General features: G+C 57.1%; 17 protein-coding genes and 1 tRNA gene. 13 read left to right on the top strand and 5 right to left on the bottom strand.

Going from position 1 to position 22,741, the window contains the following annotated elements; genetic code table 11:
* The first annotated feature begins 42 nt into the window (after positions 1 to 42).
* On the top strand, positions 43 to 2,487 hold the full coding sequence (locus HRQ60_RS12550) for a polyprenyl synthetase family protein (RefSeq protein WP_172196162.1): 2,445 nt from the start codon (positions 43 to 45) through the stop codon (positions 2,485 to 2,487).
* Positions 2,488 to 2,593: 106 nt separating this feature from the next.
* On the opposite strand, the gene HRQ60_RS12545 is transcribed toward HRQ60_RS12550, so the two are convergent.
* Together HRQ60_RS12545 and HRQ60_RS12540 are read right to left on the bottom strand one after the other, a co-directional pair.
* Complete coding sequence (locus tag HRQ60_RS12545) at positions 2,594 to 3,088, bottom strand: hypothetical protein (RefSeq protein ID WP_172196161.1); 495 nt, start codon at positions 3,086 to 3,088, stop codon at positions 2,594 to 2,596.
* Between the two features lie 12 nt (positions 3,089 to 3,100).
* On the bottom strand, positions 3,101 to 3,763 hold the full coding sequence (locus tag HRQ60_RS12540) for a hypothetical protein (protein ID WP_216671571.1): 663 nt from the start codon (positions 3,761 to 3,763) through the stop codon (positions 3,101 to 3,103).
* A gap of 58 nt (positions 3,764 to 3,821) precedes the next feature.
* Between HRQ60_RS12540 and HRQ60_RS12535 the strand changes: the two genes are divergently transcribed.
* Entirely contained in the window at positions 3,822 to 4,136 is a 315-nt protein-coding gene (locus HRQ60_RS12535; protein ID WP_172196160.1) for a hypothetical protein, read from the top strand.
* Positions 4,137 to 4,353: 217 nt separating this feature from the next.
* Positions 4,354 to 7,128, top strand: a complete 2,775-nt coding sequence (locus tag HRQ60_RS12530; protein WP_172196177.1) for a glycoside hydrolase family 3 C-terminal domain-containing protein — start codon at positions 4,354 to 4,356, stop codon at positions 7,126 to 7,128.
* Between the two features lie 210 nt (positions 7,129 to 7,338).
* Here the strand turns inward: HRQ60_RS12530 and HRQ60_RS12525 are convergent, their stop codons facing one another.
* Positions 7,339 to 8,997, bottom strand: a complete 1,659-nt coding sequence (locus tag HRQ60_RS12525; RefSeq protein WP_246281297.1) for a glutamate synthase subunit beta — start codon at positions 8,995 to 8,997, stop codon at positions 7,339 to 7,341.
* Positions 8,998 to 9,370: 373 nt separating this feature from the next.
* Here HRQ60_RS12525 and HRQ60_RS12520 point away from each other — a divergent pair, with 373 nt between their 5' ends.
* Positions 9,371 to 10,024 (top strand): transcriptional regulator, encoded by a 654-nt coding sequence (locus HRQ60_RS12520; RefSeq protein WP_172196159.1) that lies wholly within the window; start codon positions 9,371 to 9,373, stop codon positions 10,022 to 10,024.
* A 446-nt stretch (positions 10,025 to 10,470) separates the two neighbouring features.
* Positions 10,471 to 14,289 carry an alpha-L-arabinofuranosidase C-terminal domain-containing protein gene (locus HRQ60_RS12515; RefSeq protein ID WP_172196158.1) on the top strand — a complete coding sequence of 1,273 codons (3,819 nt, stop codon included), beginning with the start codon at positions 10,471 to 10,473 and terminating at the stop codon, positions 14,287 to 14,289.
* 242 nt (positions 14,290 to 14,531) lie between these two features.
* Here the strand turns inward: HRQ60_RS12515 and HRQ60_RS12510 are convergent, their stop codons facing one another.
* Positions 14,532 to 15,212, bottom strand: coding sequence for a hypothetical protein (locus HRQ60_RS12510; RefSeq protein WP_246281296.1), 681 nt, complete (start codon positions 15,210 to 15,212; stop codon positions 14,532 to 14,534).
* 69 nt (positions 15,213 to 15,281) lie between these two features.
* Positions 15,282 to 15,509, bottom strand: a complete 228-nt coding sequence (locus tag HRQ60_RS23685; protein WP_246281295.1) for a hypothetical protein — start codon at positions 15,507 to 15,509, stop codon at positions 15,282 to 15,284.
* Here HRQ60_RS23685 and HRQ60_RS12505 point away from each other — a divergent pair.
* The 8 genes from HRQ60_RS12505 (at position 15,492) to HRQ60_RS12470 (ending at position 22,496) form a co-directional block, all read left to right on the top strand.
* Positions 15,492 to 16,814, top strand: a complete 1,323-nt coding sequence (locus tag HRQ60_RS12505) for a LamG-like jellyroll fold domain-containing protein (RefSeq protein ID WP_246281294.1) — start codon at positions 15,492 to 15,494, stop codon at positions 16,812 to 16,814. The two genes, HRQ60_RS23685 and HRQ60_RS12505, sit on opposite strands and share 18 nt — an antisense overlap.
* A gap of 210 nt (positions 16,815 to 17,024) precedes the next feature.
* The gene (locus HRQ60_RS12500) at positions 17,025 to 17,252 is read left to right on the top strand and encodes a DNA-binding protein (RefSeq protein ID WP_172196157.1); all 228 of its coding nucleotides are present in this window, start codon (positions 17,025 to 17,027) and stop codon (positions 17,250 to 17,252) included.
* Positions 17,253 to 17,352: 100 nt separating this feature from the next.
* A tRNA-Leu gene (locus HRQ60_RS12495) sits at positions 17,353 to 17,436 on the top strand.
* 243 nt (positions 17,437 to 17,679) lie between these two features.
* The gene (locus HRQ60_RS12490; protein ID WP_246281293.1) at positions 17,680 to 18,246 is read left to right on the top strand and encodes a MarR family winged helix-turn-helix transcriptional regulator; all 567 of its coding nucleotides are present in this window, start codon (positions 17,680 to 17,682) and stop codon (positions 18,244 to 18,246) included.
* A gap of 365 nt (positions 18,247 to 18,611) precedes the next feature.
* Positions 18,612 to 20,003 carry an MATE family efflux transporter gene (locus HRQ60_RS12485; protein WP_172196156.1) on the top strand — a complete coding sequence of 464 codons (1,392 nt, stop codon included), beginning with the start codon at positions 18,612 to 18,614 and terminating at the stop codon, positions 20,001 to 20,003.
* A 150-nt stretch (positions 20,004 to 20,153) separates the two neighbouring features.
* Positions 20,154 to 20,789, top strand: a complete 636-nt coding sequence (locus HRQ60_RS12480) for a pentapeptide repeat-containing protein (RefSeq protein WP_172196155.1) — start codon at positions 20,154 to 20,156, stop codon at positions 20,787 to 20,789.
* 56 nt (positions 20,790 to 20,845) lie between these two features.
* On the top strand, positions 20,846 to 21,565 hold the full coding sequence (locus HRQ60_RS12475) for an HAD family hydrolase (protein ID WP_172196154.1): 720 nt from the start codon (positions 20,846 to 20,848) through the stop codon (positions 21,563 to 21,565).
* A gap of 88 nt (positions 21,566 to 21,653) precedes the next feature.
* Positions 21,654 to 22,496: a VanW family protein gene (locus HRQ60_RS12470; RefSeq protein WP_172196153.1), complete on the top strand. Its 843-nt coding sequence runs from the start codon at positions 21,654 to 21,656 to the stop codon at positions 22,494 to 22,496.
* The last annotated feature ends 245 nt before the right edge of the window (positions 22,497 to 22,741 follow it).

The raw sequence follows: 22,741 nt of genomic DNA, 5'->3' as shown, positions 1-22,741 counted from the left end.
CTAACGATTCTTAACACGACACAAAACCTAAGGGGAATGACCATGAGTTTGACATCCATCAATATAAATCCGGCCGGACCGAACGAGGCGCGGGAAGTGACGGGAATTCGGGCCGAAGAAGCTTATCGAAGGGCAGAGCTGCGGGCGGAACAATATCTGGAGCAGCTGACGGAGCGGGTACAAGGCGGAAGTTATGCGGCCGAGCTGACGGAAGATTTTCAGGTGTGGAAAAAGAGTCATATCCGCCCGTGGCCGGCGCGTCTGTTCGGCAGCCGCAGCAGTGCACAGCCTCAGGACTACAACCGGTACATCCAGTGGATGGATGCCGCCGGCAAGCTGAACGACTATCTCGCGCGCAGCGTGTCGTACCTGTATATGCGCGATCTGGGCCGTGCGCTGGACGATCCCGATACGCAGAGCCGTATCCACCGGACAGCGGGAGGCCTCAAACGTTCGCTGCTCAGCGGCGGAGATCCGCAGGAAGGCATGCCGACAGACGGGTTCGATACGGCTGCGCTGTACCGGTGGGGCCAGCAGGAGCAGATCGAGGACACGGTCATCTGGATGATCGCCAAGATGAAGCGCGTATCCGAGAACATTCCGGAAGGCATGAACGCGGAACAGGCCCAGCGCAAACTGCTCAAGATCATCGCCGGCGTCGTGCTGCATGCGCGGGAAGAGATGGATGCCCAGACGCCGCAGGCAGAACGCTCGCGCCGTATGGATGAAGCGGTTCGGCTCGGGTACTCGTACGGACTGACCTACCCGTTCGTCGACGATCTGCTCGACTCGCAGCTGCTGACCGACGAGGAGAAAAAGCGCTACTCTGATCTGATCCGCAGCGCTCTGCTGAGCGGAACGGTCCCGGTATGGGACGACTGGAGCGGCGCGTTCGGGAGCGGCCATGCGGAGAACTTCGCGCTGATCCGCTATATCCACAGCGAGCTGGGCGAAGCGTTCGAATACATCAAAGGCCGGCAGTCCGGAGAAGGAGGCAGCGTCTTTTTCGAGCAGGCCTACGTCTTTTTCGAATCGCAGGATGTCGACCGGAACAAAAGCCTGGCTGACGGCACCTACACGGCGAGCCAGCTGTACGTACCGGTCATCCTCAAATCTTCCGGCTCCCGTCTGATCGCGCGTTCGGTGGGGCAGGGCGGCGGAGACGGCGGATTCGAGCGGAGGACTTTTTACTACGGGATCTATAACCAGCTGGCTGACGACTTCGCGGATCTGTTCGACGATCTGGAAACGGGTGCGGTTACGCCGTATACGTATTATTGGAAGCATCGCGGCGAACGGCCCGATCTGCAGAGCCCGTTCGAGATGTATTGGGCCGTCATCGCCTACCTGATCCGCGACGTGTACGGCAGCGACGCCAACACGCGGGAAGTGCTGCTGGACCGGGCGATCAACGGCCTGAAGAGAGCGCGCCAGCGTCTCGGGATTCCCCGCTACGAAGAGCTGATGGAGGTGCTGACTCCCGGCATGCCCGCGCTAAACGCGGTCATCCAGAAGATGGTGCGCCAAGCGGAAGACGTCGAGTTCTTCGACAAGCTGCTGCGCGACCGGATGCTGACCGAGATGAAGAAAGACCGCGAAGACCGGGAACGTTTCCGCTCGCTGCTGGACGAGGTGCGCGCGCAGATCGACGCAGCGCTTCCGATCTCGCCCGACTCGAACGTGCCGGCGGTCGGCGACTCGCTCATCGACGCGGCCAACTACAGCCTGGCAGGATCCGGCAAAAGACTACGGCCGATTCTGGCGCATCTGGTGGCGACGGAAGGCTACGGTCTGGATGGGCAGCAGGTACGGCCTCTGCTCAAATCGCTGGAGTACCTGCATACCGCCTCGCTGATCTTCGACGATCTGCCTTCGCAGGACGACGCGGACCTCCGGCGCGGCCGGCAGACGCTGCATATGCGCTACGACGGGGCGACCGCCGAGCTGTCCGGACTGCTGCTGATCCAGCAGGGCGTGCGCGAGCAGTCGCGTCTGCAGGGATTCAAGCCGGAGACGGTGCTGGAACTGATGCATTATTCGGCGCACAAAGCGGAAGAGCTGTGCATGGGACAGGCGCTCGATCTGAAATCCCGGGGGCAGAAGCTGACGCTTGAGCGGCTGAACGAGATTTGTTTTTACAAGACGGGAGTCGCGTTCGAAGCGTGCCTCATCATGCCGGCGATGCTGGCGAATGCGCCGCAGGATCAGCTTAAGCAGCTGGAAACGTTAGCTTACCATGCGGGCATCGCGTTCCAGATCCGGGACGATCTGCTTGACGCCGAAGGCGAAGCGCTGCAGCTCGGCAAGCCTGCGGGGCAGGACGAGGCTAACGGCAGTTCGACGTTCGTAACCGTGCTCGGTGTTGACGGGGCGAAGCGGGAAATGTGGAATCACTACTGCGAAGCGTCGGACGCGGTGCGGGAACTGCCGGAGCGACTGCGGTTCCTGAAGCATCTGCTGGATTATTTGGTGCAGCGGGAGAAATAAGATATCCATGCTGGACGATTTTTCAGAAGAAATCATGGCAGGTATTTCATTAAAAAGAGCCGTTCAGTCCCGACTGACGGCTCTTTTCGATGCGTAATCGAACGTGTTATTTGTTTTCTTCAACATAAGGCTCGCCAAGTGCTTCGTCATCTTCGGCGTAATACCACTGACGGTAGACGGGATCGGCGTTTTTTTCGTTATTCGCGCGCAGCTCAAAGCGACTTATGGAGTCGGGATTTTCGGTGCGAAAAACAACAACGAAGTTCGGATGTCCGCTCGAAAAATACTTGGCGATTTTCGGGCTTTGAATGATTTCTTCATCGAACCGATCGCTCATCAGAAACCGCCGGCTGTCTTCAAAAAGCTTCGCTTTCTCTTTTTCGTCAAGCGGCTCTTTTAAGACATGGGTCATGTGGAAGGTCAAAGGCTCGAAGGTAAGCGTCGTTTTTTCGATGGCCGGATAATCCTGTTCGATTCGATCGTGGAAATCGTCTGCTTGTTCGCCGGATATCGCGATTGTTTTGGAGCAGCCCGTCGTTAGTGCGATCGTGATAAGCATGAATGTAAGAAGTCCGATGGTTTGGATCCAGGAACGGCGCATACGCGATCCTCCTTATTTAAAATACATGAATCCGCCTCCGAAGGATTGGAGCCTTGTTATAGCTTCGAAGTGTGTTCTGTAATTGATGCTTCTACGGTCTCCCCACGTCGAAACGGCAATCCACCGATTATCGTTGATGTCCCTGTAATACTTTGTAATCGTCATCCAGTGCCATTCATAAATATAATCCGTGAATTTGGAGAGATTCAACGTTGCGACTGGAGAATTGAGGCTTAACCCTTTTTTGATATAGGCGGCGGTATTATCTAAAGTGAAAGCCGAATTGTCGCGAACGCCGGAAAGCTTTACGTTTTTGTCTTTTGCGTATTTCTCGATACTGGATGCGAAGTCGGGTACGGAAGTTTCTCCGAAAGCACCCGGATCGATATAACTGTACATGACATCCATGTGAGCCATAAAATCGTTTTTGGAAGTAGCGACTCCGCTGTATAAGTTGCGATAAGCGGAAGGGTTAGTGATCTTAGCCAGATAAGTAGTTAAATTGGCTGCTGCAACAGGTCCGCATCCTCTGTCATATTTAGTCGGATTGATGGGCTTCCACCATTCTTGATCTCCCCCATAACTGTAAGTACCCGAACCGATATCCACCGGAACGAACCTCTGCTGACTGGCTTCGACCGTAAGCGCATAATCTTCTTTGGCTGCGGTTGCCATAAGAGAATTTGCATTCGATCCTTCATCCAGAACCCTTGCCGATACGAAGACCGTCCAGATGGACCGTAAGGTCGTTCTGAGCAATGGGCAGCAGATCGTGATCGACAAGGTGGTGGTCAGTCCGCTGTCGACCCGCGTTTTTATACAAATGACGAAAGAAGCCCCTCCGGGAAGGAAATATACGTTTTTTGGATTCCTGCTGGTGTCGGCAAGCGGTAAAGAATTCGACCAGTCGGCTTTCTCGGGAGGGATAGACTCGTATTCGTACTCCCGGTTCCCCAAGATCGATCTTGAAGCGGAGAAGTATTTCCTGATTCCTTACGACGGGTCGCAAGACAAAGAGCTGGGTGAAGCGATTCCGATCGAGCCGTGAAAGAGCAAATAGCGAAGGCAGTCTGCGGACTGCCTTTTTTGTACTATCACCGCTTCTTTTCCGCGCAAAGCTTTACTTCCTCCCCCTACATTCTTTATAGTGGAGGAAGATGCGCGGCGTATTTCCGGCATTTACGAAACGGTTTTCGGAAAGCGCGACCATACGTGCACGGGCAGTATTCACACAGAATCGGGAGGGAAAGCTTTTGAATAAAGTAATGGGTGCAGGACCTCTGAAAGGCTTTGCGGAATTCAGCAGAACGGTAGCCGCACAAGGTGCCGTATTGATTCAAAACGAAGGACAGGCGCTGCCGATTCGAAATGGCGAGAACGTGGCGATTTTTGGACGGGTGCAGCTTAACTATTACCGCAGCGGTACGGGATCGGGCGGCAGCGTGCATGTGTCGCATACGACGAACCTGCTGGACGGACTGCGCAGCAAACCTTCGGTTGCGGTTAACGAAGAGTTGGCAGCCGTATACACGAAATGGATCGAAGAAAATCCGTTCGACAACGGCGGAGGCGGTTGGGCGGCGGAACCGTGGCATCAAAAAGAAATGCCTCTGACGGACGAGCTGGTCGCGAACGCGCGCACGCAGTCGTCCAAAGCGATCGTGGTTATCGGCCGGACGGCCGGCGAAGACCAGGATAACGCCGATGCGCCGGGCAGCTACCGCCTGACACCGGAAGAGTTGGATACGCTCACGCAGGTCACCAACCATTTCGAGCAGACGATCGTGGTACTGAACGTATCGAACATCGTGGACATGAGCTGGGTCAAAGAGTCCTCGCACAAGCATCCGATTGCGGCGGTCATCTACGCATGGCACGGAGGCATGGAAGGCGGCAATGCCATTGCGGACGTACTGTCCGGCGAGGTGACGCCAAGCGGCAAACTGACCGATACCATCGCCTACTCGATCGACGATTATCCGTCCACGAGCAACTACGGCAGCGAGTTCAAAAGCGTGTATGAGGAAGATATCTACGTCGGATACCGGTATTTCGAAACGTTTCGACCGGAAAAAGTGCAGTACGAATTCGGTTTCGGCCTGTCGTACACCACGTTCAGCCAGGCATCGGAAGAAGCCAAAACGCTGCAAAAAGACGGCGCGGCATGGATCGAAGTCGGCGTAACCGTGACGAACACGGGCGATACGTTCGAAGGTAAAGAAGTGGTGCAGGTCTACGTGGAAGCGCCTCAGGGCAGACTCGGCCAGCCGTACAAAAAGCTCGTGGCTTTCGGCAAAACGAAGTCGCTCCAACCGGGCGAATCGCAGCGTATCACGGTCGGATTCCCGGTTGAGAAACTGGCTTCCTACGACGATGCGGGCGTAACCGGACATGCGCATGCTTACGTACTCGAAGAAGGAATGTACCTGCTGCACGTCGGCTCAAGCGTCAAACACACGACAGGGGTACAAGTAGACGGTTCGGGCGGCTATATCGTAAATGAACTGCGCGTTCTGGCCCAGTTCGAAGAAGCGATGGCACCGGTCGAAGCGTTCAACCGCATCAAGCCGGGCGCACGCCGGGAAGACGGCGCGTATGAACTAGGCAGCGAGAGCGTACCCACGCGCAGTGTCGACCTGGCGCAGCGGATCCAGAACCGGATGCCGAAATCGCTGGCGGAGACCGGAGACAAAGGCATCAAACTGCAGGACGTCAAAGCCGGCCAGGCTTCCCTGGACGACTTCGTGGCGCAGCTCAGCAACGATGAGCTGGCGACACTCGTGCGCGGCGAAGGCATGAGCAGCCCGCTCGCAACGCCGGGTACGGCTTCCGTATTCGGCGGAGTCAGCGATGCGCTGCTCGGCTACGGCATTCCGGTCGCCTGTACGGCGGACGGTCCTTCGGGCATCCGGATGGACAGCGGCCAACAGGCGACCCAGGTATCGATCGGCACGCTGCTCGCGGCGACATGGGACAAAGACCTGGTCGAAGAGCTGTACGTGCTCGAAGGACAGGAGCTGGTGCTCAACGAAGTGGATACGCTGCTGGGACCGGGTCTCAATATCCGCCGCAGCCCGCTGAACGGACGCAACTTCGAATACTTCTCCGAAGATCCGATCGTCTCGGGCGAATTCGCGGCGGCCTGCGTACGCGGGATTGCCAAAGGCGGTTCGAACGCAACGCTCAAGCACTTTGCCTGCAATAACCAGGAACAGTACCGCAGCAAAGTGAACGCGGTCGTATCCGAACGCGCCCTGCGCGAGATTTACCTCAAAGGCTTCGAAATCGCGGTCCGCGAAGGCGGAGCGAAATCGATCATGACTTCGTACAATCCGATCAACGGCCATTGGGCGGCGTCGAATTACGACCTCAACACGACGATCCTGCGCGGCGAGTGGGGCTTTGAAGGGATCGTTATGACCGACTGGTGGGCGATCATGAACGATTCGGTCAACGGCGGCGAAGCGGATCGCAAAAACACCAACTTCATGGTCCGCGCGCAAAACGATCTGTACATGGTCGTGATGAACTATGGCGCCGAGACCAACATCTGGGGCGACAACACGATCGAATCGCTGGAGAACGGTACGCTTACCCGCGGCGAACTTCAGCGCAGCGCCAAAAACATCTGCCAGTTCATCATGGACGCGCCGGTGTTTGCAAGAGAACGCAAAACGGAAGAATCGTTCGAGAAATTCGAAGCGGCAGGCGTAATCCAACTGGACAGCGCGCAGGCGTTGTCCGGCCAGGGAGAGATCCAGCCGTCCGTCGATTCGCCGGTCTACATCAAGGTTGAACAGCCGGGCGTATACCGCGTAGCCGTCAATGTGATGTCGCCGGAGCCGGAGCTGTCGCAGAGCGCCTGCAACCTGCTGCTGAACGGCAAGATCATGACGACCGTTCAGATGAACGGCACCCAAGGCCGCTGGCTCAAACAGCGCCTCGTGTCGATCGAACTGGAAAAAGGCACGTACAAACTGGAAGTCGAATTCACGAAACCGGGCCTGCAGCTGGGTACGGTAGAGTTTAGAGCGATCTAATCGACAAAAAAAGCAGCAAAAAGAGCATTCGTCCTCTGGGGGCGGATGCTCTTTTTGACGTGCTGCGGGTCGTAGGCGCATGCCGCAGGAATAACGGTGAAGAGGAGCCGGACGCTTACCTGGCAAGCCGAAGATACCTACTCTAACGGAAGGAGGAGGAGGTTCTTCGAATAGTCATGTGGGCATTCGACAGGCGGGTCCTCCGTCCGCTCACTGCAGTCCGCTGCCGCCCGTCAGGTACCGGTCGACTTCCCGTGCCGCTTCGCGGCCTTCGCGGATCGCCCAGGCTACGAGGCTCTGTCCGCGGCGCATATCGCCGGCCGCAAATACGCCTTCGGCATTGGTAGCGTACGCGAAAGCTTCCGCGTCAAGCCGCGAACCGTCGAGTCCGGCCGGGCTCGATGGAGGAGCCGATCCCGGCCGGACCGGAACGGCACTGCGCGCCGCCGCTTCGCCGCGGCTGGCCCAGACCCGGCCGACGGCGCCGGTCCGGATGTTGGAGCGCTCGTCGCTCTCCAACTCCAGCTGCCGCAGCAGGCCCTGTTCCGGCCCGGTAAAGCCCAGCGCCAGCAGAACCAGCTGCGCCGGGAACGTCTCCTCGCTGCCGGGGATTTCATGCGGCAGCACGCGTCCGTCGGGGCCGGGACGCCAGTCTACCCGGACCGTCTGAACCCCGCAGACGCGTTCGCCCGTCTCGGTCAGAAATCGCGTGGCGGACGTGACATAACGGCGCGGATCGCGGCCCTGGACGGCTGCGGCTTCCCGCTGGCCGTAGTCGGTCTTCTTCACCCGCGGAGCTTCCGGCCACGGATTATTCGGCTGCCGCGCACTCGGCGGCTCCGGCAGAATCTCCAGCTGCACAGCGCTGCGGCATCCCTGCCGCAGCGCTGTGGCTACGCAGTCCGTGCCGGTGTCCCCGCCGCCGATGACCACGACATCGCGGCCCGCCGCGGAGAGATCGCGGTGCGCCTGCGAATCCGGTTGGCCTGCGGCAGATGCGCTTTTTGGCGTCGCAGGTGTGCCGGTTCGGCCGTCAAGCAGCGATTGCGTGCTCAGGGTCAGAAACGACATCGCTTGGTAAATGCCGCGCAGCTCACGGCCTTCGACGGCCAATTCTCTCGGCGTGCTTGCTCCGCCGCACAGGACCAGCGCGTCGTGATGCGCGCGCAGTTGCCAGGCCGGAAGGTCTCGGCCGATCTCCGTTCCCGTAACGAACGTAATCCCTTCGGCTTCCAGCAGGTCGACGCGGCGCTGGACGATCCGTTTGTCCAGCTTCATATTCGGAATGCCGTAGGTCAGCAGGCCGCCGATCCGATCGGCCCGTTCATAGACGGTCACCGTGTGGCCGGCCTTATTCAGTTGGGCCGCACAGGCAAGACCGGCGGGACCGGAACCGACAACAGCCACTTTCCTGCCCGTACGCGCAGTCGGCGGTGTGGGGACAATCCAGCCTTCTTCGAAACCTCGTTCGACAATCGCTTTCTCCAGCGATTTGATCGCGACGGGACTGCCGATCAGGCCGCCGGTGCAGGAACCTTCGCACGGCGACGGACATACCCGTCCAGTAAATTCGGGGAAGTTATTTCGTTTATGCAGCCGGTTGAGCGCGCCTCTCCAATCGCCCCGGAACACCATGTCATTCCACTCGGGAATCAGATTGTTCAGCGGACAGCCCGCGGCCAATCCCGACAGCACGCGCCCCGCATGACAGTAAGGCGTGCCGCAGTCCATACAGCGGGCCGCCTGTTCCCGCAGGGTCTCGGCGTCCATCGTTTCCGTGAATTCGTTCCAGTTTCCAAGGCGTTCTTGTATGTCGCATTCGCCCGGTGCTGCGCGTTCGTAATCCAGAAATCCTGTTGCTTTTCCCATCTGTGCAAACCTCCGGTTTCTTCTGCCAAGCGCCCGATTCGCCTTCTTCGACGGTACGCCTGCGGGTGAAATGTCTCAAGCCTATCAGCTGCAGCCGTGAAACGTCATGAAGTAAGTCACTTCGACAGGAACGCGGCTGATCGAATTTTGTGATGAAGGGGATAGAAGGGAGACGATGCGTGTGCAGACAGGCAAAAAGTGCGGCCGAACGCGCTTTTTTAGACCGGGCTGAGATTGGGACTTGTATCTGTGCGGACTTTTTTCTAAACTTGGTCTTATCACGGATGCGAAGCACGCGCCGCTTGAATCCCTCGGGGTTGAAGCGGCTTTTTGGCGTGTACACGGATCTGCAGCAAAGGAGGAAAACACCGAAATGACCGTATTCGGAACCGAATATAGGAACTGGATCGACAGACAGATTGCGGCGGAACAGAATCCGAGAAGAAGGGAGCGGCTCGAAGCGGGATTGGGACATGGGAGTGCCGAGTTTCTGCGTTTGATCTGGCTGCCGGTATTCAAAAATTTTGAGGATCTCTATGCCGAATTCGAAGTGCGCGATTTGAACGGCGGTTACCGGTATATCGATCTCGCTTACCGCCCGGGCGGCGCAAAAGGTGCGATCGAAATCCAGGGTTACGGTCCGCATGCCCGGGATTTGGATGTTCGGCGCTTTAAGGATCTGTGTTGGAGGCACAGCCTGCTCGCTTTGGACGATTGGACGCTGCTGCCTATCGCTTATCCGTCGATTGTGGAAGAGTCGGAGCGCTGCAGGCAGCTCGTGCTTGCTTTTGCCGGGAAATTCGCCGCTGCGGCTTCCGAACCGTCTTTATCCTGGCTGGAAGCGGAAATGCTGCGCTTTGCTCGCGTTACGTTGGGTCCTTTTACAGCGGTTCATCTGGCGGAACATCTTCGGATCAGCAGTCAGCATGCCAGACGTCTTCTGCATGCGGCTGTCGAAAACGGGCGTCTGGTTGTGGCGAGCGGGGAGAAAAGGTACCGAACCTATAGGCTGCCGGATTGGAAGTGAGCGGTTAAGCGAAAAGAGCTGTATGGCGGCATGAAATCGAATGATACGGTACAAAAAGGGCGATATCGGAAACCGAAACTGATCACACGCCCTTTTTTTGCCGTCTAACGAATCCTCACAGCGCTATTCCCCGAAAAAAGGGCAATATGAAAATCTAACGAATCGTCATAACGTTATAGGAGCAAAATTGTGCCTAATCGGAGGAATTGCGGCAAATAGCGTTACCACGATTCGTTAAAACTCACACGGCGGCTGTTTTGACGAAATAGCGTTATGAGGATTCGTTAGCCGCATCATTTGTGGAGTCTTGGAGTCGGGCGATTTACTTTTCCCTCTTGAACTTGTACGTACAACACGTTATGATTAATCAAAGAATCATATATACACAATTGATTAACTATTATATTAACTTAATTGAGAAATCCATTAACGATAGGAGAATGTTCATGACCTCTTTCCATGATCGACTCATTGCCTTATACAAATTCGACGAGGCTTCGGCAGTGGGACGTGATCACTCGGTACGCGAGCGGGATGCGAAGCCTGCCGGAAGCGTGCAGCCTGTTATCTCGGAAGTTGCCGGCCGCTCGGCGGTTACGTTCGTCGGCGGGCGAAACGGCACCTCGTATCTGGAACTGCCGTCCGATCTGCTGCAAGATGTAAGCGATCACACCGGGATTACGGTGACGGCCTGGGTGCGTTTTGACGCGGGAACAAGCGTATGGGAACGCATCTGCGACTTCGGCAAAAGCGAAGGTGCGCCGTCGCTGTTCCTGACCCGCGCCATGCGCGCCACGCTGTCGGCCGGCGGCGATCTGGTCGCCGATCCGGGACGGGGCTTCGTGCGCGGCGAATGGATGCACGTCGCCATGAGCGTCATCGGCACGCAAAGCGGGACGCTGAGCAGCGCCGGACCGATCGTGTACGTGAACGGCGAAGCGGCCGCGGACGGCTCGATCAGCCAGACGTCGAGCGGCAACTACGCGCAGCTGCGCCGCTGGTTCGAGACCTTCGCCGGCGAAGACAACTATACCCGCAGCTATATCGGGCGCTCGCAGTTTGCGGCCGACGATGATTTTGCGGGATCGATCTCCGATTTCCGCGTCTACGCGGCAGGCCTGACGGCCGACGAAGTGATCGAGGTCATGTGCGAATCGCTGACGGACGAAGAGATTGTGCGCCTGGCGGCGGACAAGTACCTGTCGTTCCCGACAAGCATTTTGACAAGCGATGTGAATCTTCCGGTCTCGCTGATGGGTGGCAAAGTCGGGGTAAGCTGGACTTCGAGTCTTCCCCAAGTCGTATCGAATGAAGGCAAAGTCTGGCCGCAGGGCAGCGGGGAACCGCAGGCCGCGACGCTGACCGCCGTGCTCGAGGTTGGCGGCAGCACGGTGCAGCGCAGCTTCGACGTCTCCATCCTGCCGCCCGAGCTGCCTCCTTACACCGTCACGGTGCACGGCGGAGGCCGGTCCGGAGGTGTGGTCGATGTCAGCGAAGTGATGTACGGGCTCTTTTACGAAGATATCAACAATGCGGCGGATGGCGGAATTTACGCGGAGATGGTGCAGAACCGTTCGTTCGAGGCGTTCGAATTCGACACGTACTCGCACGCTTCCGGGGAATGCGGCTGTTCGACCGGACGCAACCGTCAGCCGCTGCTGTGGTGGTACGGCGATCTCGACAAGATGACGCCGCAAACGGCGGACCCGCTCGGACAGTTCCTCGGCTCTCCCGACCCTGATGTGAACAGTTATTATGTGACCGTAGCGGACGGCGCGACGATCTATAACCGCGGCTTCAACGATACGAACAACGGGTACGCGATGAAGATCCGTCAGGGTGCGAAGTACGATTTTACCGTCTGGGCCAAAGCCGAGCAGGCAAGCCATATCACGCTCCAGCTGCAGGATTCCAGCGGCGAAGCGGCGAGCGACGTGGTGACGTTCAAGGTCGAAGGAGGAGGCACCTGGCAAAAATACGGCGTTCCGTATCCCGCGGACGGCAGCGTGCTGTCTTCCCTTGTGCTCACCGGCTCCCAAGATATTCTGGGGCAGCTCGCGCTGACTTTTGAAGGAGAGGTGTCGATCGAACTGGTGTCGCTTGTCCCTCGCAGCGTATGGGGGGCGGAGGAAGAGAACGGTTCGCCTTCGGCGCGAAGCAACTACCTGGGCAATCCAAACTACCGGCTGCGCCGCGATCTGGTCGAAGCGCTGGCCGGCATGCATCCGACCTTCCTGCGTTTCCCGGGCGGCTGCATTTCGGAAGGTTCGTTCATCTGGGATAACGTCTACGATTGGAAAGACTCCGTCGATACGATCGAACTGCGCAAAGAAAACTTCAACGTCTGGGGTTACATGATGACCATGGGACTTGGCTATATGGAGTATTTCCAATTGGCCGAAGACCTGAACGCGACGCCGCTGCCGGTTATGGCGTGCGGGGTGCTGTGCCAGGCCCGTTCGGATTACGCTCACCCGGCCGGCGGCGAACTGCGCGATTATTATATCCGGAACTTTACGGATCTGATCGACTTTGCGATCGGCATGGACTTCGAGCATAACGAATGGGCCGCGATGCGCCGCAAAATGGGGCACGAAGCGCCGTTCGATCTGCGTTATCTGGGCGTCGGCAACGAGAACTGGGGCACGGAATTCTTCGCCAACTTCGAAGTGTTCAAGACCCGGATCGACGAGTATATGGAGCGGCATTACCCCGGTCACGAACTGCATATCATCTCCACGGTGGGCGCGCAGGCGGACGACGATGCGTATCAGCAGGGCTGGAAGTTCCTGAGCGGCGGACTGGAAGGTTCGGCCGAAGTGGAGTTTGCGGATCGGGACAAGGTAATCTCGGAAAACGTAAGCTGGTACGCCAAGCAGCCCAACTATATGGATACGATCGCGGACGAGCATTATTACCGGTCGAACGAATATCTGCTGAACAATGCGGATCGTTACAACTATTATTTCCGGGCGTACAACGAAGACGGCAGTATGAATTGGCGCGAAACGTCCAAAGTATTTGTCGGCGAATACGCGTCTACGGACAAGAATACGCTGGCGGGCGCGGTAGCGGAAGCCGCGGTGATGACCGGGTTCGAAAATAATGCCGATGTCGTGCGTCTGGCCGCTTACGCGCCGCTGTTCAACAAAGTGCTGACCGACGGCACGTACCGCTGGACGCCGGACTGCATCTGGTTCGACGACGAGACGGTCTGGTTCACGCCGAACTATTATGTGCAGCAGATGTATGCCAAGTATCTGGGCGACCAAGTGCTGCCGACGTCGTTCTCGACGTACCGCGGCGGCAAACCGGTCGAGCTGATTCCCCGCGGCGGAATCGAGATCGCGGCCGGCCAAGCGGAAGTGACGGTAAGAAGAGTTAAGGTCATATCGAACCGGGGCGGAGAAGTCCTGCTGGAAACGGACTTTGCCGCACTTGCGGCCGCCGGCGGGGGTGGGCTGGATCCGCTGTGGCAGAGTATTCCGGATTCGGCCGGTTATACGCTGGAAGCGGGGCGGGGCCTTGTGCTCAAGCCGCAAAGCGGCGGTCTGAACGGTCTCTATGTATACGGCGACAGCTGGACCGATTACAAAGTCGAAGTCGAAGCGTCCAAAGGGGCCGGTGAAGACGGCTTCTATATCGGCGTCGGTCTGACCGATATTTCCCCGGACAAAAAAGACGTACTGGAATACGCGATCGGCTACGGCGGATCGGCGACCGGCGTGAAAGTGTACAAGCAGGGCGTCGAAGGCTATACGCTTGGCGACTACTCCTCGAGCACGGCAGCGGGCAATTTGCGCGCAGCCAACCATGAGCCGCTGGAAGACGGACGCGAGTATACGGTTACTGTCGATTTCGGCGGTGCAGGCGGCCGGAACCTGGTCTGCTCTTACGCGGATCGGGCCAACGGCTGGAGCAGCAAAGTGCTCGATTACAAACTGGAAGCGTACAACCGCGAAGTTTTCCATTCGGTTACGGCAGACGACAAGCGGGTCTATATCAAGCTGGTCAATGCCGATGCCGTAGACAAAAACACGCGCTTGAACCTGGAAGATCTCAATGTCTCGGCGGAGGCCAAGCGCATCACGCTCTCCGGCGACGCTTCGCTGCTGCATGTGCCGAACGTGAATAAGAAAAATGCGGAGCAGGTGGTGCCGGCCGAGAGCGGCTTTACGCTCGAAGAAGGCGCATCGGGCCGCACGGCGGTGCTGAAGCTGCCGGCCCATTCCGTAAGCGTGGTCGTGCTAGATCGGATCGGATAAGCGGATTATCCGATCGCACATAAGGCCGGTGCAGACTCCGACAGGGCGGTCTGAGTCCGTACCGGTCTATAACGAAAAAGAAGGAACCGGCAGAACATGCCGGTTCCTTCTTTTTGCTGTACCTGCCGGTTCGACCGAACAGCGGCTTCGCCGGCCCCCTAAATCGGATGTCCGGCGGCCTTGGCCGCCCCGCACCCGCCTATACGCTTTACACCCGACTGCGCCCGCCTGAAGCCGCGCTTTCAGCGTTTTCGTCTGCGAATCCGCCGAACCCGATTCAATCCCAGTCTGCCGCTGCCGCGCTTCAAAGTCCGCAGCGCTCTCGCTTTGCGTTCCCTTTTTTGCTGCCGGATCGGATGGGTCTCTTCGTGCTTCCGGATTTCTTCGATCTCCTGCATATACCGTTCTTCCACTTCGCTTGTCGAGGGAAGGAACGGTTCGTGGTTATAATCGGTCCGGCGTCCGTAGCGCAGCATTTCGTAGATGATCATGCCGTTATTGGGTTTGCCGTTGGTTGTTTTCATAGGAATAATATCGAACAGCGCGTAATAAAACGCATAAAAAACAAGGCGGTCCCAAAACGTCTGCTGCCACCGGATCACGTCGTTCGCGAGCAGGGTATTCAGCGTGAACGCGAGAGCGAGGTTGACCAGAATAGGTCCGGCATACAGGCAAACGTAAGCCGCCCGGTTCTCGCGCTTGATCTCGTCGTACGAAAACCAGCTGTACAGATGATAATAGCGGCGGACATCCAGAATTCCCAATTTGAACAGCCGGGGACCCGAGCCCAGGGTGATCCGCGGATTGCGGACGCCGAAGACGAAGCTGCCGAGCAGATAACCGGATTCGCGCAGAAAAACGACGACGGGCAAAATGATGAACGCCGAGATGATCAGGGATACCAGATCCGTTAAGCCAAACATGCTGCTCGCTCCTTTACGGTAGGGAAGCAGGCCGCGACACGGCTTGCGCGCCGCGCCTGCCTCCCGGCCTTATTGGGACTTGGACAATAGAATACATTCCCTGTACAGTACCCGCACCGGGCTTATTCGAATACCGCCGGCACGGAGAATACCGAAATCGGCAATAAACTGATTGGCAACTTCCTGTTCGAACGCGAAGCGGGAGATCCGGGAACGGGAATCGGCTACGGCTACGTCTCGGCCGGACACAATTCCGTCTATACGGACAAAAACGGACAGATGTTCCTCGTCTTCCATGCCCGTTTCCCGAAACAGGGAGAGGCGCACGAACTGCGGATCCATCAGATGTTCATGAACAAAGACGGCTGGCCGGTCGTCGCTCCGTACCGCTACGGCGGCGAGAAGCTGACGGCGGTCAAGAAAGACGATATCGCCGGGGACTACAGCTACGTCAACCATGGCAAAGCGTATTTGGGTGCCATTGAGGAACCGGAATCGATCACGCTCAAAGCGGACGGAACGGTTACCGGCGCGCTCGAAGGCAAATGGCGCAAGAATGCCGACAACAAAGCCAAGCTGACGCTCGGCGGCGAAGAATTCGACGGCGTGTTCCTGCGGCAGTGGGATCCGGTCTCGCAGAGCAGCGTCATGACGTTCACTGCGGTATCGGAATCGGGCGAATCGGCCTGGGGAACCCGACTGGCCGATCTGAACGACGAACAGATCGTCAACCGCGTGGCGGAAGGGCTCAGCTTGGGCGATATAACCAAGGTTACGGCCGACCTGAATCTGCCGACAACCGGCAGCCGCGGTACAACCATTGCCTGGAGCAGTTCGGACGAAAGCGTAGTGTCCGCTGCCGGCAAGGTCACGCGTCCGGCCGAAGGCGAACCGGCCGGCCAGGCGACGCTGAGCGCGACCATCGCCAAAGGAAGCGTGCAGAAGACCGTCAAGTTCGAAGTGACGGTCGTGCCTTCTGCGAGTGCGGCGCTGACCGCGCATTATGCTTTTGAGAACAATCTGTCCGACAGCAAGGCCAAGTATGCGGACGGCCAAACGACCGGCGACCGGATCGGCAAAGAAGGCGGACAGATCGGCTACGAAGCCGGCGTGACCGGCCAAGCGGCGACATTCGACGGCGCTTCGGGCGTCCGTCTGCCGAACAACCTGATCCAGGGTTCGTCGTATTCCGTTGCACTCTGGGTGAAACCGGAAGAACTGACGTCCTTCACGCCGACTTTCTTCGGAGCCAAAGACGAGACGCACTGGCTCAGCCTGCTGCCCAAAGGTTCGGTAGGCGACCAGACGATGCTCTGGGGCGGCAGCGCAAGCTGGTACGACGGAGTGACCGGCCTTAAGATTCCGGCAGGCAAATGGTCGCATCTGGCTTTCTCCGTGAATGAAGGGACGCTCACGGTCTATGTGGACGGCGAGCGCAAGTTCTCCGGCACCGGCTTCCCGGATCTGTTTGCGGAAGGTGCGGAAAGTACATTTGCGCTGGGTGTGAACTGGTGGGATGCGGCGTTCAAAGGCCAGCTCGACGAGCTGAATGTGTACCAAGGCGCACTGACGCCGGAGCAGGCGGCCGAATTGGCGAAATAAGCGGCAGTAAACCAAGACCGCGTGAAAACGGATCGGGCAGGGTGGACGGGAATTCCGTTCTTCCTACCTTTTCTTGGTCTGCAAAGGCGGGCTTGGGATGCGCATTCTGAGGCTTTCGCCGGGATTTGTCCCAGTAAAACGTTAAAGTGTGATATAATAAAAGGATTCACGACAAAACATTCACATTTTTTATAAATAGGAGGTCGATCCATGAGTACATTTCAGGATTGGAATTTAAAAGTAAAAAAGACTTTTAACGCGACGAGCAACGAAGAGGTACTGACCGTTACGGAAGCGGGCTGTCTGCTCGGCTTGACGAAAGATCAAATGAAAGTCTATGTGGATAAAAACAAGCTGACCAAAGTTCCGATCATGCGCAGCACGCACCGGTACCTGGTTCTACAAAAAGAAATCGACGATATTCTGAAAACTCTCTAATATTCGATTTCAAAAAAGTTCAAAAGAATGCTTGCCATCTTCAAGAAATGATGCTATATTATTTCTTGTGCTCGCGAGGTAATCGCGTTCATCAAGATATGCGGTCGTGGCGGAATTGGCAGACGCGCACGGTTCAGGTCCGTGTGGGTTAACACCCGTGGAGGTTCGAGTCCTCTCGACCGCATCCTTTATTTGAAACCAAGGCCCGGATTTCTGATTTTAATCAGAAGTTCGGGTCTTTTTTCGTCTGCCGTTCCCGCTGTCACAAAACGGCGGAGTGAACGGTCTGCTGCGTATCGGTTATACCGAACAGGAGGAAAGGCGACAGTCAGGGACCTGACGGTTATACTGAGTTTAAAGTTGAGGATCTAACTGTCCATGATCTTAATGTTCGAAAAGCGAACGAAACGCAAAGGAGCCATCCATCATGCCGGACAAAGACGAGAACGAGAAGAAAAGCAAGAAGTCCAAAAGCGCCAAAAAAGCGAAAAAGGCGGAGAAACTGGAGAATGCCGCCAAAATGGCGGCTGCGGAAGGTTCTGACGGAGCGGAGCGGGAAGTCGGCGGGAAATCCGCGGATCCCGTCCTTTATGCGGACCGTTTTCGCGAGATTGAAGCGCAGCTTAAGTTCTCTGCGGACAGCCGGCTGGCCGAATGGGAATTAAACGTCCAGCAGGCGCAGGCGCTCGGTTATATCCATACGTTTCAGGCAGACGGCATTATCCAGAACGATCTGGCGAAGCAGTTCGGTCGAACCGGTGCAAGCATCAGCAGCATGCTTCAGGGCCTGGAGAAAAAAGGCTTCGTCCGGCGGGTGATTCCGGAAGGCAACGAGCGTCAGAAGAAAGTCTACGTGACGGAGAAGGCGGAACCGCTGATCCCGGAGATCAACTTTATTTTCGCGGAATTGGAGAAGCGGATTACCGCCGGACTGACCTCCAAAGAAAGAGATCTTCTGGATACGCTGCTGGAGAAAGTGAAGTCGAATCTGTAGAATCGGCAGAGAAGCGCAGCGGCTCGTTTTGCAGCCGTTGGACGCTTCGGGAGCAGGCAGAAAGGCCGATCGGACACGGTTTTTCCTTTTGCCTATCGCCCGTCCGCCCTGCCTTGTCCTTTCCGGGGAATCATGTTATATTGGCAGACGTGGCGGAACTGACACAGGGCCCCAAACGGCTTGAACCAAGCCGATTTCCGCATGCGGCGCGCTTTGCGCCAAGCCGCACCGAACGATTACGATAGTCAGCCACGCCCTCCGGCCCCCACGGCCGAGCAGGGCGTTTTTTTGTTTTGGATCAAGAATTTCAAAGTCGGGAAGCCGGAATTTGAGTAGTGAAAATTCGTGAAAAAGAAGGGTTGGAGATGACAGACAACGGCATACGAACAGGATGGAGCACCAGGCTCCTGGACAAATATCTCTCGGGGAGATCGATCGACTACAGGCAGATCATCGGATTGTTCGTCCCTTTGCTCGTCGACCAGATTTTTATCGTCGGGCTGAATATGGTGAACACGGCAATGATCAGTTCGGCGGGCGTGGACGCAGTCAGTGCGGTCAATATGGTCGATTCGCTGAATATCTTCCTGCTGAGCATCTTTGTGGCGGTCGCCACGGGCGGTACGGTAGTCGTCGCGCAGTACAAAGGCAGCAATAATCCGATCATGGTATCCAAAGCGACTGCCGGATCGGCTTCGGCCGTCTCGCTGCTGGCCCTGCTGATCGGGATCTTCATGATCGTGTTCCACAATCCGCTGCTGAACGTACTGTTCGGCTCGGCGGAACCGGCGGTGATGGAGCTGGCCCGCACGTACATGATCGGCAGCGGATTGTCGTATGTGGGACTGGCTTTCGTCGAAGCGGTCTGCGGCGCTCTGCGCGGCATCGGCCGTTCCCGGGCGTCGCTCGCCTTGTCGCTGGTCATGAACCTGCCGTATGTCGGGCTCAACCTGCTGTTTATCAATGTGCTGGATATGGGCGTGCTGGGCATGTCTTTGTCGCTTAACATTTCGCGCTATCTGGCGGCAGCCTGCGCGGTGTATTACCTGATCAAGATCGATGCGGAACTGCGGCTGCAGATTCGGGACTTTTTCCATGTCGGGCTCGATATGTTCAAAAAAGTATTCGGGATCGGCATGCCGTTCGCGGCGGAGCAGATGTTCTTCAACGGCGGCAAGATCCTGACCCAGATCTTCATTGTCAGCATGGGCACGTACGCGATCGCGACCAACGCGATCAGCGGCGCGCTGGCCGGCGCCATGCAGATTCCGGCCAATGCGCTGTCGCTGACGCTGATCACGGTCGTCGGTCAGTGCATGGGCCGCCGGGATGTGAAGGATGCCAAAAAGCTGACCAAATCGTTCGTCGTGCTGGGCTCCTTTTTCTACGTGCTGATGGGTCTGATCATTCTGCCTCTGTTCCATCCCCTTATCAGCATGTTCAATCCGCCGGCGGAGATCGTGGACGACATTTTCTTAATCGTGCTGCTCAATACGATCGCGCAGATTCCGCTGTGGTCGATCAGCTTCATGATCCCTTCGGCGCTACGCGCGGCGGGAGATGCCAAATTCACTTCGCTTGTCTCCATGCTCTCGATGTGGCTGTTCCGCGTGGTGCTCGGCTATATTCTCGGTATCGTACTGGGAATGGGGATCCTCGGCGTATGGCTTGCGATGAATGCGGAATGGGCGATCCGGGGCGCTGTATTCATCTGGCGTTTCACCGGACGGAAATGGTATCGGCATAAGCTGATTTAGTTCGGAATAGAGATTGCCTTCGAATAGAAATTGAAAAAGAACCGTGCGGCCGCGGACCTGCAGACGTCCTGCCGCGCGGTTCTTTTTGTCCAATTGTGATACAATCGGGCAATCGAGCGAAATCGTAATCTTACGGAAGGAGAGAAGCCCATGACGAACAAAATAACGGCGCCCCGTCTTCGGGAGGAACAGCTGGAACAAGAAACCGACATCTATGTGGAGTCCCGGGTCGAAATCGCGGATCGGTTGATCGAACAGGCACAGTGGACAGGCCTAGATGCCGATCGTGCTTCGTTCGACCGCGTGGTGTTCCGGCAGACGACGATCTCGGAATCCGCGCTGCGGGAAACGGAATTCACGGACGTTCTTTTTGACCGGTGCGATTTATCGAACGTGAATTTTGCGGATATTTTTCTCAATCGGGCGGAGTTTCGAGGCTGCAGACTGGTCGGAAGCGACTTCGGCGGCGGGCGGATGCAGCATGTCGTTTTGTCGGACTGTATTGCGGATTACGCCAATTTTCGTCTGGTCAAATTCAAGTCCGTCCGCTTCGAAGACTGTTCCCTGATCGGCAGCGACTACTACGCGGCGGCGGTGCAGCAGCTCGAATGGACAAGGTGCAAGCTGGATCAAGCCAATCTGTCCGAGGTCAAGCTGCACGGAACCGATCTGAGCAGCTGTACATTCGATTCCCTGACCGTGAACCCGGAAGACCTGGCGGGGTGCACCATCGCTTCTTCCCAGGCTTCGGTGTTTGTCGGGCTGCTGGGATTGATTCTGGAATAAAACACAGCCAAAATGCAGGATTCAAAAACGAATACGCCGCGGGTGGAGGAACCTTCATGTACCATTTTATTTTCGATATCGACGATACGATTTACGACCAGATCATTCCTTTCAAAAAGGCGTTCGACCGGAACTTTGCCCATTACGCGCATCTGTCGCTGGATGACCTGTATCGGTATAACCGGCATTTCAGCGATGAAGTGTTTGAACAGACCGTGCGCGGGGAGATGACGCTCGAAGACATGCACGCTTACCGGATTACGGAAGCTTTTCGCGTGCTGGAGATCCGTATTTCAAGGGAAGAAGCGCTCCAATTCCAGCAGGATTATGCCGCGGCGCAGGGTGAACTCGAGCCGACGCCGGACATGCGGGAAGCTCTGGACTACTGCCTCGCCAAAGGACTGAAGTTCGGGGTTATTACCAACGGTCCGGCGGAGCATCAGCGAAAAAAGGTCAAACAGCTCGGCATTTACGATTGGCTCAAGCCCGAAGAGGTCTTCGTCTCCGGCGAACTTGGCTTCATGAAGCCGGATCTGCAGATCTTCCGCCATGTGGAGGAGAAGCTGGGTCTTGACCGCAGGCGGACGTATTACATTGGCGATTCGTATGCCAACGATATCGTCGGAGCCAAAGGCGCCGGTTGGCAAGCGATCTGGATCGACCGCCGCGGACAGACGCTGCCCGAGGGCGGCGCACAGCCGGATATTACGCTTGGCGCACACGACTCGGTCGCGGATACGATCCGGCGGATCTGCGAAGGGGAGTCGGTAGGCTAAACGCGAATTGGCGCGTTTATGTAAGTAATAATCCGGCGGCGGTCCGATGATGCGACTGTTTGGCAGCCGACCGACGAGGAGGATTCCCATGCCGAACCCGACCCGCAAGCTTCCCGTTTCCCTCAAACCTGTTCCGCGTTCCCGTCTGCGCCTGGCGGCAGGCCGCACGTACTATACCGGCCGCCGCTACGCGGCCTGGCTGCTCGGCGGCCAAAAGTACGCGTCGCACCGGCAGACCGAGCCGCTTCCGCACCGAATATTCAGACACGGGACAATCCTGATGCGCCGTCTGCGGGATGTGGACATGCAGCTTCAGGTGAACAAAGTGACCAATCTGCGGATCGCGGCCGAACGGCTCGACGGAATCGTGATCCGGCCGGGCGAGACTTTTTCATACTGGAAAACGATCGGACGTCCGAGCCGGCGTAAAGGCTATGTGGACGGGATGGTGCTGCATTACGGGGGATTCAAATCCGGTACCGGGGGCGGGCTGTGCCAGATGTCCAATCTCATCTACTGGATGACGCTGCATACGCCGCTTGAGGTGAGCGAACGGCACCGGCACAGCTACGACGTGTTTCCCGACTCCAATCGGACCCAGCCGTTCGGCAGCGGAGCGACCTGTTCCTACAATTATCTCGATCTGCAAATTTTCAATCCGACTGAGCACGATTACCAGCTTTGCGTCTCCGTCGGCGAGGAGCAGCTGCTCGGCGAATGGCGCTGCGTCTCTCCGGCGATCCATACGTACGAAATCTACGAAGAAGACCATCGGATGACGCAGGAGTATTGGGGTGGCTACGTGCGAGAAAACGTGATCCGCCGCCGCATGATAGCGCCCGGTGGGAAAGTCGTGGACGACCGCGAGATTACGCGCAACCGCGCGCTGATGATGTACACGCCTTTTTTGTCGCCCGGAGCGGAAGAGTGAGCGCTGTCGGTCGGTTATGCAGGATTTGAGCTTGCTTTCCCGCTTAAAAAGGATTAAATTAGATGGGGTTATTGGATCAACATTCGCGAAGCACGCGGACGTATCTCTTCTTTAGCAGAAGAGCGGCGTCCGCTTTTTTGTGTTTTCTCGGAAGATCGCCGCAACATATCAAACGTTCTTTGACAACCGAAAATGGGTCTTTCCCTATTCAAGCAGGCGAGCGACAATAGAAGAGAACGGATGGT

Source organism: Saccharibacillus qingshengii (assembly GCF_013185195.1).
GTDB lineage: Bacteria > Bacillota > Bacilli > Paenibacillales > Paenibacillaceae > Saccharibacillus > Saccharibacillus qingshengii.
The sequence above is the reverse complement of the archived record's forward strand: the minus strand, read 5'-3'. Positions and strand labels throughout refer to the sequence as shown.

Excerpts from the sequence above, each read along its gene's own strand:
- HRQ60_RS12550 (WP_172196162.1), top strand. The coding sequence starts at position 43 with ATGAGTTTGACATCCATCAATATAAATCCGGCCGGACCGAACGAGGCG.
- HRQ60_RS12545 (WP_172196161.1), bottom strand. The coding sequence starts at position 3,088 with ATGCGCCGTTCCTGGATCCAAACCATCGGACTTCTTACATTCATGCTT.
- HRQ60_RS12540 (WP_216671571.1), bottom strand. The coding sequence starts at position 3,763 with ATGGCAACCGCAGCCAAAGAAGATTATGCGCTTACGGTCGAAGCCAGT.
- HRQ60_RS12535 (WP_172196160.1), top strand. The coding sequence starts at position 3,822 with ATGGACCGTAAGGTCGTTCTGAGCAATGGGCAGCAGATCGTGATCGAC.
- HRQ60_RS12530 (WP_172196177.1), top strand. The coding sequence starts at position 4,354 with ATGGGTGCAGGACCTCTGAAAGGCTTTGCGGAATTCAGCAGAACGGTA.
- HRQ60_RS12525 (WP_246281297.1), bottom strand. The coding sequence starts at position 8,997 with ATGGGAAAAGCAACAGGATTTCTGGATTACGAACGCGCAGCACCGGGC.
- HRQ60_RS12520 (WP_172196159.1), top strand. The coding sequence starts at position 9,371 with ATGACCGTATTCGGAACCGAATATAGGAACTGGATCGACAGACAGATT.
- HRQ60_RS12515 (WP_172196158.1), top strand. The coding sequence starts at position 10,471 with ATGACCTCTTTCCATGATCGACTCATTGCCTTATACAAATTCGACGAG.
- HRQ60_RS12510 (WP_246281296.1), bottom strand. The coding sequence starts at position 15,212 with ATGTTTGGCTTAACGGATCTGGTATCCCTGATCATCTCGGCGTTCATC.
- HRQ60_RS12505 (WP_246281294.1), top strand. The coding sequence starts at position 15,492 with ATGTTCCTCGTCTTCCATGCCCGTTTCCCGAAACAGGGAGAGGCGCAC.
- HRQ60_RS23685 (WP_246281295.1), bottom strand. The coding sequence starts at position 15,509 with ATGGAAGACGAGGAACATCTGTCCGTTTTTGTCCGTATAGACGGAATT.
- HRQ60_RS12500 (WP_172196157.1), top strand. The coding sequence starts at position 17,025 with ATGAGTACATTTCAGGATTGGAATTTAAAAGTAAAAAAGACTTTTAAC.
- HRQ60_RS12490 (WP_246281293.1), top strand. The coding sequence starts at position 17,680 with ATGCCGGACAAAGACGAGAACGAGAAGAAAAGCAAGAAGTCCAAAAGC.
- HRQ60_RS12485 (WP_172196156.1), top strand. The coding sequence starts at position 18,612 with ATGACAGACAACGGCATACGAACAGGATGGAGCACCAGGCTCCTGGAC.
- HRQ60_RS12480 (WP_172196155.1), top strand. The coding sequence starts at position 20,154 with ATGACGAACAAAATAACGGCGCCCCGTCTTCGGGAGGAACAGCTGGAA.
- HRQ60_RS12475 (WP_172196154.1), top strand. The coding sequence starts at position 20,846 with ATGTACCATTTTATTTTCGATATCGACGATACGATTTACGACCAGATC.
- HRQ60_RS12470 (WP_172196153.1), top strand. The coding sequence starts at position 21,654 with ATGCCGAACCCGACCCGCAAGCTTCCCGTTTCCCTCAAACCTGTTCCG.